The following is a 14,414-nucleotide window of genomic DNA, read 5'->3' on the forward strand; positions in this document are numbered from 1 at the left end:
CTGCATAACGTTCATGCCGAACGATCTCTCTGTTCTCCAGGGGCAACGCTGCAATCAGTCGGAATCCCGGTCCGTCATGAGGCTCCATCAGGGTGACTGCATCACATTGCGCAGTGATGCCGGCCTGTTTCAGGTCATCGGCATCGATGGCGACCACGATCGTTGCTGGGTTCGCCAGTGGCCACTGAAGCCCCAGGGCTCCCCGGTCTTCGAGGTCCCTCTCGACCAGATCACGCCGCCGTCGGGTCCTGATTAAGACGCGGGGCCTTTGAATGGCTGCGTCTGACTTCAGTGGCGTGTTCGATCAATCCAGACAGTCACGCCTGGCCTCCTTGAAAAGGCACTGCAAACAAGTGCTGCCATGGAGAGCCATGGCACTCAGCACAGCCTTGGCGCTCTGCGTCACTCAGAGCGCCTGTCAGCCGGGCAGACGCAGTGATCGGATCACGGTGGCCAGCGCCGGTCGCATCACCTCTTTGGACCCGGCTCAGGCCAGCACCTTCGGAGCTCTGCAGCTGCTCAGTGCTCTAGGAGACACGCTCTACAAGAGAACTGCGGAAGGGAAACTGACGCCTGCCCTGGCTTCAGCACTGCCGGAGATCAGCGATGGCGGCCTCACGGTCACAATCCCCCTGCGTGAGGATGTGCTCTTCCATGACGGCACTCGCTTTGATGCGGAGGCGATGGCCTTCAGTCTGCGCCGTTTTCTGGAGATCGGCACTCTCAGTTATGTGATCGGTGATCGCATCACTGCGGTTGAAGCTCCGGAGACTTACCAATTGCGACTGCGCTTGAGCCGCCCCTCCAGCTCGCTTGAGAATCTGCTCACCGCCACCAACCTGACTCCTGTATCACCGAGGGCTTACCAGGATCATCAGGATCGATTTCTCAACGACCGCTTTATCGGAACGGGTGCCTACAAGTTGACCAGCTTCCGAGCTGTTCAGCAGCGACTGGAGCCCTTCAAGCAGTACTGGGGCCCCTCGCCCAGCAACGCAGGGCTGGATCTGATTTATCTCAGCAATTCCACCGCCCTGTTCGGTGCGATGCGCAGCGGCGAAGTGGATGTTCTTCTCTCTGACTCCATCGATGAGGATCAGCGACTGGCTCTGAATCGCATGGCCGCTGAGGGGCGTTTGCGAGAAGGGCAGGGTCCTTCCCTGGTGATCGGTTACATCACGCTGCTGAGCAACACACCACCACTTCAGAATCCAGTTCTGCGTCAGGCCCTGGCACTGAGCCTCGATCGAGACCTGATTAACAAGAGAGTCAGCCACGGCTTGCGGCCTCCGCTTTTTTCGTTGGTTCCGCCGGGACTGCCAGGAGGAGATCTCAAGCCCTGGCCACGACACGATGCCGCCCGGGCCAGAAACCTGTTCATTGAGGCGGGGTACTGCAATGGGAAGGTCTTCAATCTGCCATTCACCTACCGGTCGAATGTGCCCGCAGACCGTCTGATGGCCCTCACATGGCAAGCCCAAATTCAACGCGACCTGGCCGATTGTCTTTCTCTCAAACTCGACGGCGTGGAATCAACGACTGTGTATCGACAGCTGGGCGAAGGGGCTTTCCAGGCCGTGATGCTCGACTGGCGAGGCGCCTATCCCGACCCAGAGGCCTATCTGGCACCTCTGCTCAGCTGCAAGGAATCGCAGGGATCCATTTGCAAGCGAGGGGAGGCCGCCATCAGCGGTAGTTTCTGGACAGCGCCAGGCCTGGAGACCACATTGCTCAAGTCGGATCGCAGCCGCGGTGATGCACGACAGCGTGATCTGGAGAGGGTTGAGCAGATGGCTGCTCAAGGCGCCGCCTACATTCCGGTCTGGCTCGTGAAGCCGAGGGCCTGGAGCAGTACCTCCCTGGCCACTCCGGAGTTCGATGGCAATGGTCAGGTGGTGCTGGCCCGACTGCAGGATCAGCGCTGATGGGACGCAGTCGAGAGCTGCTCCGCTATGCGGGGACACGGCTTGCCCTAGCTCCAGTGATGCTGTGGCTGATCGCGACCCTGGTGTTTCTTTTGCTGCGGGTGGCTCCTGGCGACCCGGTGGATGCCGTGCTCGGGAGCCGCGCTCCGGAAGCAGCCAAAGCGGCACTCAGAGCGCGTTTGGGGTTGGATCAATCACTGGCGCAGCAATACCTGGATTTCCTCGGCGGGCTGCTGCATGGCGACCTCGGCCAGGCGCTGATCAATCAGGAGCCGGTCAGTCAAATCATCCGAGAGGCGCTTCCGGCCAGCCTGGAATTGAGCGTGACCGCCCTGCTGGTGGCAGCGGTGACCGGACTGGCTGTTGGTTTCACAGCGATTGCCCGATCCGAGGGAAAGATTGATCTGGCCGGACGCTTTTACGGCATCGGCACCTACGCCTTGCCGCCCTTCTGGGTGGCCATGCTGGCGCAGCTGCTGTTTGCCGTCACCCTGGGCTGGCTGCCTGTTGGAGGGCGCTTTCCCCCAGGCATGATTGCGCCTAATGGCAGCGGCTTTCTGATTGCCGACAGTGTGATCAGTGGTAACTGGGCGGCACTGCAGGGTGCTCTGCGCCATCTTGTGCTGCCGGCATGCACACTCGGACTGCTCCTAAGCGGTGTCTTCACCAATGCCCTGCGCCTGAATCTGAATCGCAGTCTTCGCTCGGATTATGTGGAGGCGGCCCGAAGCAGGGGACTCAGCGAAACCCAGGTGATTCTTCGGCATGCACTGCCCAATGCACTTCTGCCAGTGCTGACCATTGCCGGAATCACCGTCGCCTCGCTGATTGGCGGTGCACTGTTGATTGAAGTGACCTTTTCCTGGCCGGGCATTGCACTGCGACTGCAGGAAAGCATCAATCAGCGCGACTACCCAGTGGTGCAGGGCATTGTGGTGGTGATAGCCGCTTTGGTGGTGCTCGTCAGTGTGGCTGTGGATCTGCTCGTCGCCCTTCTCGATCCAAGGGTCCGGTACTGAACTGCAGCGTTAAGAGCATTTCAGGGGACTTCAATCCAGGAAACGCTCTGCACCGTTCTGATTCAGACGGTGCACATGAAGATCCCCCACCTGCAGGTGTTCAACACCGTCCTGCATCGACCCGGACACACGACCAAGCTCCAGATCAGAAAGAAAGCGCACGATTTCTCTCTCCAACTGGGCCTGAACCCGCAGAGGCTGAACCCCAACCAGCTCCTCACCGAGTTGGAACACATCCTCACCTTGACCGCCACCGCTCTGTCCCTCCACGCGCACAGGAGAGAAATGGCTGGCCCCTTCCACCAAAACAGCGCGGGTTGCGGGATTGGCGGGCAACGACCTGAGCAGGCCCAACTGCTCACTCAACGGGGGGGTGATCAGGTCAAGAGTTCCGCCGCTCAGAAATACAGCAACATCACTCGGCAGGGGAATCCTGCGAGGCCAGAGCAGGCTGCCGAAACTGTTTAGACCCACCACAGCGGCCAGCTGCCTGGGTGGACGCACTGCGGGCAGGGGCACCTCTTCGATCTGACACTGGAGAAGTCGCGACAGGTTGCTGATCGGAAGGTCATCAAGATCCTGGCCGCAACGTCGTCCGAGACCTATTTCTGGCCCGGCACCTGCGGCGAGCAGAGCTGTGAGGGCTCCCAGGGAATGCCCACCGAGCACAAGACGTGTCCCAGGAAGCTCGAAAACCCCTCTCTGACGTGCAGCCAGCACCGCATCCAGATCCCTGAGCCGATCGGGCAACACCTCAGCACCCGGCGGCGGACGGCGTCCTTCCAACAGAGCCTGCACGGCCAGCGCATCACTGCCTGGATGCTCAAGCACTAGAACCGGCCAGCCCTGACGACTGAGGGCTCTTCCAAGCCAGCGGAAATGATCCGGACTACCCCCAAGGCCAGGCATGAGCACCAGCCAATGACTGCGCTCGAGACCTTCTGCACTCAGCGGGCGCCACAGCTGGATCTGCAGCGGCTGATCTCTGTGCTCCACCGGCAGATTCAATCGCTGAAGGGCGCGATCGGAGGCGCTCTCTGCCTTAGAAGCCGGATCCACCCTGCGAGTAAGGGATGAGACCGGGAGTTGATTGAGGGTTTTGACCAGAGCCTGCTGCCGTTGCAGCTGACGCCGCCAGCTGCTGGCAACGGGAAGCAGGGCATCGAGATCGAGGCGTACACGTTTCGCCGGAAGAGCCTCCAGCAAATCGAGGGTCGTGACCTGCGCGCGCTTGTCGAGTAGCGACTCCAGGGTCACCTGAACGGTTTGTCCTGTGGCATCGTCGTCAACCAGAACCAGATCACTGACCTGGTCAAGCAAACGCCGGCCTGCCCAGCTGTTGAGAATCTGGCGGGCCATGCTGCGGTCGTTGATCAGCGGAGCCTTGAGCAGATCAATCACTCCCTGACGGCTCTCCTCCTCAAGCAAATTCAGCCAAACGCTCAGCTCGGAAGAGCCGCGTTCTTCACCACGGAGCCATCCACCCAGATCGTTGATCGACAAGGGCAGATCCATGCCATCCAGACGGACAACCAACTCGGCGGCTGTACGAGCTGGTCGCGGTGATAGGGCAGCGAGCATCAGACTGCAAACCAGTCCTACGGCAAACCGTTGTCCTGTTGAGCGTCTTCGCAAGGCCTAGGCCAGTTCATTGGTGGAACCAGTTTCCCGCACCTTTGCAGGAAGTGGCTTCAATCAGGCTCCTGGCCTCGCTGGGTGCGGGCGGAGTCATTTACATGACGCCGATCGTGTTCCACCAAGCCAGCTTTACGGCGACTCAGGTGGGGCAGGGCCTGGCAGCCGCCGCCCTGATTGGAACAGCTGCCCGGCTGCTGAGCGGCGTCTTGCTCGATCGGGGCCTTTGCTGCTCCTGGCCGGTGCGTGCCGCGGCAGTGCTGGCCTTCATCGCCGATTTCGTCTTGTTGCAAGCGCAAGGTTTTACGGGCTACCTCACAGGACAACTACTGATTGGTCTGGCAGCAGGGCTTTACTTCCCCGCCATTGAGCTGGCTGTGCCACTCAGCTGTGCTGGCTTCAAATCCAGCCGCGGCTATGCGCTGGCTCGTAGCGCTGATGCGCTTGGTGTCGCCATGGGCGCACTGATCGGTGCAATCGTCACAGCTCTCGGCCTGATTCGCGCGGTTTATCTGGTGGAGGCGGCGGCCGTTGCTGTGATGTTGCTTGTGCTGAGCTGGCGCCCCCTTCCCGATGGGCGGGCAGCCCTGTTGCATCTCGACGACAGCGGGGACAAGCAATCCAACGCCAGGGACCCTGCAGCAGATGGATGGCGCTGGCTGATGCCACTTCTACCGGTGCTGGCCATCAGCATCATCGCCACGGGGATGATTGCGCTCAGGCAAAGCGCCCTGCCTCTGGACCTGGTGCGTGGAGGCCTGTCGCGTCCAGCCGTAAGCGAAGCCGGAAGCGGAGCACTGATTGCGCTGCAGCTGGCTCTCCTGCTGGTTCTGCAATGGCCTGTCGGTAACTGGGTCGCCAAGCGCAGCCTGCGCTTCGGGTTGGGAATGGGACTGGCCGGCTTCGTGGCCGGCTGCCTGCTGCTGGCGAGCTCGGCGCTCTGGAGCGGTGGCATGGTGCTGATCTCACTGGCCATGGTGCCACTGGCGTTTGGAGAAGCTGCTTTCCTTCCCAGTGCAGCCGAAGCCATGGTGGAAGAGACCCCTCTGAAACACAGAGGTCTATCCATGGCGCTGTTCTCCCAATGCTTCGCCATCAGCGCCACCGGCGCTCCTCTTCTGGCCGGAGCCTTGCTTGACCAGCAGGGTCATGGCGTACAGCTCTGGTTGCTGATGGCAGTGATCTGCCTGGCCGTGATGCCACTGCTCAAAACAGTTCGACCTCGCTATACAGCAGGTCTGCAAGCAACCCCCCTGGAGAACGACGAGGATGTCCCGAGCCCGCGAATTGCTTCGCTCCATTAAAAATCTTTCAGTCCTGCAGGAGCTGGCCAAAACCAATGGCGGCCTCGACAGTGTCGGGGATTTGGTTGATAACTTCATCGACAGTGAGGCCATGGTGGTTTGCCTCCAACGTTTCAAAGCTCTGCCCGGTGGCAAGGAAATGGTGGAACAGCGTTACCCACCCTTCCAGCCCGATATCCCAGCCTTAGAGAAGCTGCCTGAAGGAACACTGGGTCGGGCTTATGCGTGCATGATCCGCCGACTGAACTACGACGCTGATTTTTTCCGACCAAGAGATACCAGCAGCGAAGCGCTCTGGCTGACGCAGCGAATCGCTTCAACCCATGATCTGCATCACGTGATCGGCGGATTCAACACCGAAACCGCTGGTGAATCGGGAGTGCTGTCGATCACAGCAACCCAGATCGGTTTTCCTGCCTACGTTTTGCTGAACACACTGGCGGGCTTCCGCGCATTTCGCTTCCAGCCGAATGAGTTTGAGAAAATCAGTCGCGCGATCGCTGTGGGCAGCCGCATCGGGCTGGAAGCGACTCCTCTTGTGCTGCAGCGCTGGGAGGAAGGCTGGGACAAGCCACTTGATCAGTGGCGCCAAGAGCTGGGGGTCAAGCCTGCGGTGGGAGAAGCGTTTGGAGCTGAGTACTAATGCTCGCCACCCAGCAGGCGATGGCGAATCTTCTTCTGCAGAACGAACGATGCTGGAATCAGTGTGAAGCCGTTGGCGAGGATCACCGGTCCATTCCCACTGAGCAGACCAAACACCGCCCAGATGGCGACCCCAATGGTGAACAGGAAGTACATCGACAGTGAAATAGAGCGCGTGTCATCGGTGCGCAACGTTTTGATGGCCTGCGGAAAGAAACTCATGGTGGTCAGCACCGCGGCCACGTAGCCAATTGAATCCACATCCATTGCGAAATTCACTGGAGCGGCATCACTCCATAAACTGCCGCCAGTCTTGCTGCAGTCATGGCAATTGGTCTCAGCGTCAGCCTTGAGGGCCTGCAGGGCCATTCACACGGCTGGCAACGCTGCTGGTGCTCAGCCTGGACGGCCTGCGCGCTTCTGGGAGTGCTGCAGACACCGCTTCAGGCGAGCGAAACAGAAACACGTCATGCCATGGCAGCCATGGCTGCGTTTGCCGAATGCAAGGTCCTGAACGCCGGATACAGCCGCGACAGGGCCAGAACCATCCTGAACACCTGGATCGAAAACAAGGGGCTGGAGAAACAAGCTGAATGGCTGCAATCACCCCAGGCCATTCGCGTTGTAGCTCTCACCAGTGAAGCGATGAACAAAAGCTGCAATGGCTTTGATCAGAACAGTTCTCAATTCATACCTGCAATGGAAGCGATTGATCAATTATGAAATGCAGGATTCACTCAAAAGACCAGTGAATCTCATTTCAGAATTCAGCAGATGCTGTCAACCAACCATGCAGACACTGATTCAGGAATAAGCTGGATAAGGATTTTCTTGAGCCATCAGAGTGATTCGCTTCAGACCCAGCCAAACAGCACTTGTACTGATCGGCTTTCAGAAAGACTACTTTGACCCGCAAGGAGCCCTCTATTCTGTTGTAGAAGAATCACATCGTGTTTCAGGCACCCTCGAACACACCATCGAGACAATCGACAACATTGCTGAATCTCCAATCACCATCGTGAACACACCTATCGTGTTCAGCGAGACCTACAAGGAGATTGAGAACCCAACCGGAATCCTCAAAGCCATTAAAGAAATTGAAGCCTTTAAAGTGGGCACAGCAGGAGCAGAGGTGATAGCCGAAATCAAAAAGTATGGAGATCGCATTAAAACAGTGCCCGGCAAAAAAGGATTTAACGCTTTCTCCAATACCGATCTAGAGAAGCTTTTTGCCGATCATCAGATCGAACAGATTGTGATTGCTGGATGTGTTTCATCACTATGCATCAATGCCACGGCTCTTTACGCGAGAGATCAAGGCTATGAAGTAACCATTCTCTCGGACTGCACCTCAAGCCGAACGCCTATTGAACAAGAGATGTTTTGCGATGAAATTTTCCCACTATTTGCGGACGTGATAACTCACGATGATTTCATTAATGCAATAAGAAGCAATTCCTGTTGATCGCCAGCCATGGACCGTTATCAAGTACCTGACGCAGCAGCGATTGCACAATCAAGACTGATTGAACGATTGGCGGAATCAGAACGCACGATGCGGGATATTTTAGTCAACCTTCCCGTCATTGTCGCACGCTTTAACAAGCACAACAAGGGAGAAATTCAATTTCTGAATATGGCCTGGAGCAGAATACTTGGATTCAAGATTGACTCTTGCATAGGAATGGAAATCAATTCCTTTGTACTGGCAGAGGATCTACAAAGATGGAACGAATTACTGGAACAGAGCCACAATGACAAGGAAAAATCATCAGACCTGGACAGTCAAATCCGCTTCAAAGATTCCAAAGAGCAAATTCGCTGGCTTCGAATCAAACTCGATCAGCGTAAAAACGGTGAGGTCATTGCTTTGATGGAGGATTTCACGGAAAGACGTCGCCTTGATGCTGAGTTAATTCAAGCCCAACGACTTGAAAGCATTGGCCATCTTGCTGGAGGCTTGGCCCATGATTTCAATAATCTTCTGCAAGTAATCATGGGATATATCAACTTAACCCAACGACTCATCAATAAAAAAGGAATTGATTCTAATTATCTGGAGACCGCAAAACAGGCTTGCCTACGTGCAGCTGGGCTATCGAAACAGATGCTGACATTCAGCAAGGGAGGTGAACCAGTTCAAAAGCCTGGATCCCTGGAAAAGGTTGTCAAAGAGGCTGTAGACATGAGCCTGCACGGGTCAAAACTCAAAGCATCCATCAAGCTTGAACCAGACATACCACAGGTGAATATGGATTATGGACAAATTCATCAGGTCCTTCATAACGTCATCCTCAACGCAGAACAAGCAACGGCCGAAGGCGGACAACTCGACATTACAATACGAAGAGCATTACAGACAGATAGCAATCCCAACCCAAAAGAAATGGTTGTCGTGGAAATTCAAGACAAAGGGATTGGCATTGAAGCAACAAACCTAGGGAAAATATATGATCCATATTTTACAACTAAAAAAACAGGAAACGGTCTTGGCTTAACGAGTGCGTACTGGATCATCAAGAAACACAATGGCAACTTACAAATCAACAGTGAATACGGAAAAGGCACGACAGTTCAGATTTCCTTGCCTGCCCTACACAGATCAGAAGCCTCAGATCAATCACAGAGCAGAAAGAATAAACAAACAACATCCATGAGCATATTAATCATGGATGACGAAGAAATCGTTCGAAAGTCAATGCAGCTCATGCTCGAAGATTGTGGTCATCACGTGACTTCCGTGAAGCACGGCGAGGAGTGCCTGCAGGCCTATTCAAAAGGGTTGGAAGAGAAACAATATTTTGACATTGTCATTCTTGATCTAACGATATCAGGAGGCAAAGGGGGCATCTGGACGATCGAACAAATTCTCAAACTGAATCCGTCGGCAAGAGCTATTGCCGCGAGTGGATATAGCCATGACAACACGTTATCCAATTACAAACAAATAGGATTTTATGCCGTACTGCAAAAGCCCTTTGAAATTGATACTCTCAATAAATGCCTTGAAGATGTCATCAATATGCAATCTGCCGAAAAAGACTCATGAATTCAAGCACAATAACAAAGCATAAGGCACAAAAAGTCTTCTTTTTTCAGGACTCCACAATCAACATTAAAGTCCTGTAATCCGAACCCACCTCGACAGCCATACCAATCTCCTTGACGCACACAGGACATCAAAAACAACCTTATAAGCAAAAATACTCATCCGTTGTTCTAAAGGAATGGTTAAAAAGATAATGTCAACATAGCCACAATCCTGCATTCATCCAGATCATGCCTCTCAACAATCAAGTTCCATTGGTTACGTTTCAGACTCGCGTCCGTGATGAAAGTGTACCTGGCGATAACCCATTCCGGTGGCAAGAGCTAAGCAGCAAGGACATTTTTAGTGGCAAAAAAACTGTACTTTTTGCACTTCCTGGTGCTTTCACACCAACATGCTCGTCCAATCACCTTCCCCGGTATGACGAACTCTTTGAAGAATTCAAAAGTCAAGGCGTTGATCAGATCATCTGTCTGTCAGTGAACGACGCATTTGTCATGTTCCAGTGGAGTAAGCATCTGGGAACCAAGAACATTTTTATGCTGCCAGATGGCAATGGTGAATTCACCCGAAAGATGGGAATGCTTGTTGAGAAAGAAAACCTCGGGTTTGGAATGCGCTCATGGCGCTATTCAATGCTTGTCAATGACATGGTCATTGAAAAAATGTTTGTTGAGCCTGATTTTGCAGACAACTGCCCAACAGATCCTTTCCAATCCTCTGACGCTGACACGATGATGGCATTTCTGAAAGGAAGCACATCATCAGGGATCGCCAAGCCACATGCTTTCATCGGCTGATTGAAAGGCCCATCACCCTCATCCTGAGCTGCGTTCAAGACCAAGGCCTGTTGATCAAAGACAGGTCTTGGTTACCTCAGTCTGATTGATTGAACAAACCCAAGGGCGTCAAGACAAGCCATGAAGAGAGGAGACATCGGCAGGATTCTTCTGATCACCTACTTTGTCTGGGCAGTTGCACCGGCAGCAGCCATCCCATTACCTCTGGTCTGCGAGTTAACCAGCGAAGAGTCTCCTTCAATCAAGATTCAACTCACTGAACGAACAACAGGATCGCTCAAAGGTGAATTGATTCAGAACGGCAGTGCACTTGGTGTTTTTCAATCGGGAAAACCAAAGCGAGGCAAAGATCCCTGGTGGTCTTTTCAAAAAGACAACAACAGTTCCAAAGGCCTCTCAGTTTTTTTCAAAGGCACAGAAATCTGGAACCCCTATCGACGGTTACCACGACCGCAAGACAGCAACCGAGTGTTTTTTGCTGGGCTGGCAGCTGCGCTTTGGAACTGGGATTCAACTGAACAGCGAAGTATTTTTCGTGGGAATATTGATTTACTGAAGTCCGCTGGGGGGATCTGGTCAATTTCCAGCCAATGCGTTGGCGGAAGAATTGTTGATGGATGATCGAAACAATACAGATCATCACGCTGGACTCCGTTGATGAAGTAAAACAATGCGTACGCAGGACCGACGCAAGTTACGATGCAATCATCTTGCGTGACTCGCGAACATCTCGGATATGAGCTGCAATCCGCAACCAAACCCAAATCTCAAAAATGAGTGCTTCTCCTAACACACAATTTTCAACAAGCTTAGATGTAACTTCATCGTTATAACCAAGAGATATGCCAACAAAAGTCGCAACCATTGAACCAATAATGAACAAAGGGAGAAACACGAAAAGAAATCCCCTGATCAACATCACCCAGGAGATAGAAACCAACTTGTCCGAAAATTTGACACCAGACTCACCACCATTGGCTATATAACAATTTCGCAATAGCACGACAGTCGCCACAAAAGTCAGAGCCCAAAACAGGTAATCCCAGACAGTCGGCTGCATAGACGTGGGCAAAATAAATAGATGAAGCAGAATCGTTGACGCAAGCCAATACCCAAACACATCAGACTGCTTAAGCGAACCCTCAGATAATTCGGATTTCAAAGCCTGAATTCCTAAGAATCTCACGATTATTTTGCAATATTTCCAATCCTAAGAAGGCGCAGGCAGATCGGCAATGTCTACAGCAACAACCCTTATTCTTCAGCTTGCAGCGTGTTCGTGATTTGCAATGATTATCTTTATATCGGAATTAATCTGGCAATAACTATTTCTTCTCTTTCCTCTTTTTACCCTCATTCCACAGGCAAATCACCAACCCAACAACGGCTGCAGTTAAAGCGTAGGGAAACAGCCAGGGGAAGATAATTAGTAGGATTATGTCAAAGTAGAAGAACCAAAACTTCTTGGACGCCTCTAGAAATTTTGACATAAATCTCTGAACTCTATAATCGAATGTGGAAGCAGAATACCACTACAGTAATTGGATATGAGGGTTGTCAAGGAGTAACAGAGGTTACGAGGCAATAACCCATTGCATCAGGATTAGCTGCTTTGGGGCATGCGTTCTTATTCCAATGCGCTTATACAGTAATCAGCGAAAAACTTTAGCAAGGTCTGATTGGTATCTATGTCAATTAAATAGCGGGAAGCGATATGAATATGAATCCGAACGAAAGCTTCATGGGCTATTTGCGATTACACATGAAGTTGACTGTCTAGGGAACATGAACAAAGGCGATAATGCCTTTGACGTAATTGAGATATTTTAAAATATTCTTGATGCTCGCGAATGAGATCCCGGAATTGTCCGTTTCACGCAAGAAGAGCTTGACAAGGCTATTGAGCGGTATAAAGAATATTGCGAAAACGTAGATAGTGATGATTTGAGTGCATATCACAAGAAGAAGGAAATTCAGTATTGGATTAATCAAAAAGAAGCTCGAAAAGAATATTCTGAGAATACTTCAAGAGCAGCTTGGAAAAATACATTTAAAATAGCAGTGAATACGTTGACATGAAATTATCCAAGTTCTGATATATATCAGAGGTGAAAGCCTTAGGGCAACGCATAACTAAATCAAACTTGAACCTGCTTCCTATATTGCCAGCGTGTCAGCTGTTTGTAGTTAGTGTCGTGATACCACAACCAATAACAAAGCCACGCATTAGTTATATATTTAGTTAGATTGATATCTTACCCACCGCAAATATGTGTTTCTGGCACGTAAGCGCCAAATGAATTTTTTGCCCTGTATTTTACAGTGATGCTGGCGCTTGATAAATAGTGGCTGTCATACTTAAAGGAATCAGGTTCTTTTAGTCTCCTTTTTGCTCTAGACACACACCTGCCAAGATTATCTCCTTCACTTCCCCAGCCTGTCTTAAATTCAAATCCATCTAATGATCTTTTTCTGGTTACGCTTCGACTACTCTTGGCTACTTTCGGAGCTGTTTCATCAACTATTAAATTCCCAAAAGCGAGGACGAAAGCAAATACCACTCCAACCGACTTGAGTACTAAATTGCCACGGAATATTACCTTGTTCTTACCAGCGTAAATCCAAGCAAGCATTATTCCAATAATTCCGCATGTCGCACCAGCTACTGGCCACCAAAATCGAGAATTGCCATCGCATACTTTTGCTTTCGAGATTCTCCAACAAAAACAATACCTGCTATAGCAATAATAAATTGAATTTGTTATTAATTAAATATCATGTTTTTATCTTGCCAAGGGCTTTGTGTTTCTTTCTTCAAATTGCCTTTATATTCTCTTAGAAATTTCTTAGACTAGTAATCAGAATTGATTCCACCAATTCAGTAGACAGTGTGATCAGCCTTCCTGACTGAATAGTTACACATTAAACAAAAACTCCATCACGTCGCCTTCCTCTACTTCATACTCTTTGCCCTCACTGCGTAGCCATCCTTTATTACGAGCTTCTACCAGCGATCCTGCTTCAAGCAATTTCTCGCAACCGATGGTCTGAGCACGAATGAATCCTCGCTCGAAATCAGTATGGATCACCCCTGCCGCCTGAGGAGCAGTCATCCCAGCCCTGAATGTCCAGGCTCGTGTTTCCTTTTCACCAGTCGTGAAATAGGTGCGCAACCCCAGTAAACGGTAAGTGGCACGAATCAGACTTTTCAGGCCACCTTCGCTGACACCCAGTCCATCGAGATAGTCCTTGCACTCATCAGCTCCGAGCTCAACCAGTTCCGCTTCCACCTGAGCAGAGATGCGCACGGTTTCAGCGCCCTCCTTTGCCGCCAGAGCAACCACATCCTCGCAGAATCGATTGCCTGCAGCGAGGTCGTCTTCACTCACATTGGTGGCGTAAATGATTGGCTTGGCCGTTAAGAGCCCAAGTGGTTTGACCATCAAAGCTTCTTCGTCGCTCAGCTCAACACTGCTCGCAGCGCCGCCTTGCTCGAGCACAGCCTGAACCCGTTCAAGCGCCGCATCCTCTGTCTGGGCCTCCTTGCTTGTCCGCATCTGCTTCTTCAGCCGTTCGCGACGCTTTTCAATCTGAGTGAGATCTGAAAGCCCGAGTTCAAGGTTGATCACCTCAGCATCGCGAACGGGGCCAACGGAACCGGAGACGTGAATGACGTCGTCATCCTCGAAGCAACGAACCACATGAACAATGGCGTCCACTTCACGGATGTTGGCCAGAAACTTGTTGCCCAGCCCTTCACCCTGACTGGCTCCCTTCACCAGACCGGCGATATCAACGAATTCCATCCTTGTGGGAATGGTTTCGGCGCTGCTGCTCAGATCAGTCAGCTGCTCCAGCCGAGCGTCCGGAACAGACACCGTCCCGACATTCGGTTCGATGGTGCAGAAGGGGAAATTGGCTGCCTGGGCCTGGGCATTGGCCACAAGGGCATTGAAGAGAGTGGACTTACCCACATTGGGTAAACCAACGATTCCGGCTTTGAGCATGGCGGGAAATCTATCGGCAGGCGCGTCTCGGCA

Annotated in this window: 14 protein-coding genes; 10 read left to right on the forward strand and 4 right to left on the reverse strand. The window is 52.3% G+C overall.

Features of this window, described 5'->3' with window-relative positions; all coding sequences use genetic code 11:
• The first annotated feature begins 13 nt into the window (after positions 1-13).
• The 3 genes from SynBIOSE41_RS11675 to SynBIOSE41_RS11685 all read left to right on the forward strand — a co-directional run bounded on the left by SynBIOSE41_RS11675 (position 14) and on the right by SynBIOSE41_RS11685 (position 2,944).
• Entirely contained in the window at positions 14-256 is a 243-nt protein-coding gene (locus SynBIOSE41_RS11675; protein ID WP_186538033.1) for a hypothetical protein, read from the forward strand.
• A 115-nt stretch (positions 257-371) separates the two neighbouring features.
• Positions 372-1,925: an ABC transporter substrate-binding protein gene (locus SynBIOSE41_RS11680; RefSeq protein ID WP_186541140.1), complete on the forward strand. Its 1,554-nt coding sequence runs from the start codon at positions 372-374 to the stop codon at positions 1,923-1,925.
• On the forward strand, positions 1,925-2,944 hold the full coding sequence (locus SynBIOSE41_RS11685) for an ABC transporter permease (protein ID WP_066909986.1): 1,020 nt from the start codon (positions 1,925-1,927) through the stop codon (positions 2,942-2,944). The genes SynBIOSE41_RS11680 and SynBIOSE41_RS11685 overlap by 1 nt, the downstream gene beginning before the upstream one ends.
• A gap of 30 nt (positions 2,945-2,974) precedes the next feature.
• On the opposite strand, the gene SynBIOSE41_RS11690 is transcribed toward SynBIOSE41_RS11685, so the two are convergent.
• Positions 2,975-4,525 carry an alpha/beta hydrolase gene (locus SynBIOSE41_RS11690; protein ID WP_186538034.1) on the reverse strand — a complete coding sequence of 517 codons (1,551 nt, stop codon included), beginning with the start codon at positions 4,523-4,525 and terminating at the stop codon, positions 2,975-2,977.
• A 155-nt stretch (positions 4,526-4,680) separates the two neighbouring features.
• Here SynBIOSE41_RS11690 and SynBIOSE41_RS11695 point away from each other — a divergent pair, with 155 nt between their 5' ends.
• Together SynBIOSE41_RS11695 and SynBIOSE41_RS11700 are read left to right on the forward strand one after the other, a co-directional pair.
• Complete coding sequence (locus tag SynBIOSE41_RS11695; protein ID WP_186541142.1) at positions 4,681-5,883, forward strand: MFS transporter; 1,203 nt, start codon at positions 4,681-4,683, stop codon at positions 5,881-5,883.
• Positions 5,849-6,526 (forward strand): Coq4 family protein, encoded by a 678-nt coding sequence (locus SynBIOSE41_RS11700; protein ID WP_186538035.1) that lies wholly within the window; start codon positions 5,849-5,851, stop codon positions 6,524-6,526. The genes SynBIOSE41_RS11695 and SynBIOSE41_RS11700 overlap by 35 nt, the downstream gene beginning before the upstream one ends.
• Here SynBIOSE41_RS11700 and SynBIOSE41_RS11705 read toward each other — a convergent pair.
• The gene (locus SynBIOSE41_RS11705) at positions 6,523-6,792 is read right to left on the reverse strand and encodes a SemiSWEET transporter (RefSeq protein ID WP_186541144.1); all 270 of its coding nucleotides are present in this window, start codon (positions 6,790-6,792) and stop codon (positions 6,523-6,525) included. The genes SynBIOSE41_RS11700 and SynBIOSE41_RS11705 overlap by 4 nt on opposite strands.
• Before the next feature lie 57 nt (positions 6,793-6,849).
• Between SynBIOSE41_RS11705 and SynBIOSE41_RS11710 the strand changes: the two genes are divergently transcribed.
• From SynBIOSE41_RS11710 to SynBIOSE41_RS11730, 5 genes are all read left to right on the forward strand, one after another.
• Positions 6,850-7,248, forward strand: coding sequence for a hypothetical protein (locus tag SynBIOSE41_RS11710; protein ID WP_186538036.1), 399 nt, complete (start codon positions 6,850-6,852; stop codon positions 7,246-7,248).
• Between the two features lie 121 nt (positions 7,249-7,369).
• Positions 7,370-7,990 carry a cysteine hydrolase gene (locus SynBIOSE41_RS11715; protein ID WP_186538037.1) on the forward strand — a complete coding sequence of 207 codons (621 nt, stop codon included), beginning with the start codon at positions 7,370-7,372 and terminating at the stop codon, positions 7,988-7,990.
• A gap of 9 nt (positions 7,991-7,999) precedes the next feature.
• Positions 8,000-9,574, forward strand: coding sequence for a PAS domain-containing sensor histidine kinase (locus tag SynBIOSE41_RS11720; RefSeq protein ID WP_186538038.1), 1,575 nt, complete (start codon positions 8,000-8,002; stop codon positions 9,572-9,574).
• A gap of 230 nt (positions 9,575-9,804) precedes the next feature.
• The gene (locus SynBIOSE41_RS11725; protein ID WP_066909998.1) at positions 9,805-10,374 is read left to right on the forward strand and encodes a peroxiredoxin; all 570 of its coding nucleotides are present in this window, start codon (positions 9,805-9,807) and stop codon (positions 10,372-10,374) included.
• A gap of 120 nt (positions 10,375-10,494) precedes the next feature.
• Positions 10,495-10,995 carry a hypothetical protein gene (locus SynBIOSE41_RS11730; RefSeq protein ID WP_186538039.1) on the forward strand — a complete coding sequence of 167 codons (501 nt, stop codon included), beginning with the start codon at positions 10,495-10,497 and terminating at the stop codon, positions 10,993-10,995.
• Positions 10,996-11,068: 73 nt separating this feature from the next.
• Here SynBIOSE41_RS11730 and SynBIOSE41_RS11735 read toward each other — a convergent pair whose 3' ends face one another.
• Both SynBIOSE41_RS11735 and ychF read right to left on the reverse strand, forming a co-directional pair.
• Positions 11,069-11,434 (reverse strand): hypothetical protein, encoded by a 366-nt coding sequence (locus SynBIOSE41_RS11735; RefSeq protein ID WP_186538040.1) that lies wholly within the window; start codon positions 11,432-11,434, stop codon positions 11,069-11,071.
• A 1,855-nt stretch (positions 11,435-13,289) separates the two neighbouring features.
• Positions 13,290-14,381, reverse strand: a complete 1,092-nt coding sequence (gene ychF, locus SynBIOSE41_RS11745; RefSeq protein WP_186538042.1) for a redox-regulated ATPase YchF — start codon at positions 14,379-14,381, stop codon at positions 13,290-13,292.
• Between the last annotated feature and the right edge of the window lie 33 nt (positions 14,382-14,414).

The organism is Synechococcus sp. BIOS-E4-1 (assembly GCF_014279995.1).
Taxonomy (GTDB): domain Bacteria; phylum Cyanobacteriota; class Cyanobacteriia; order PCC-6307; family Cyanobiaceae; genus Synechococcus_C.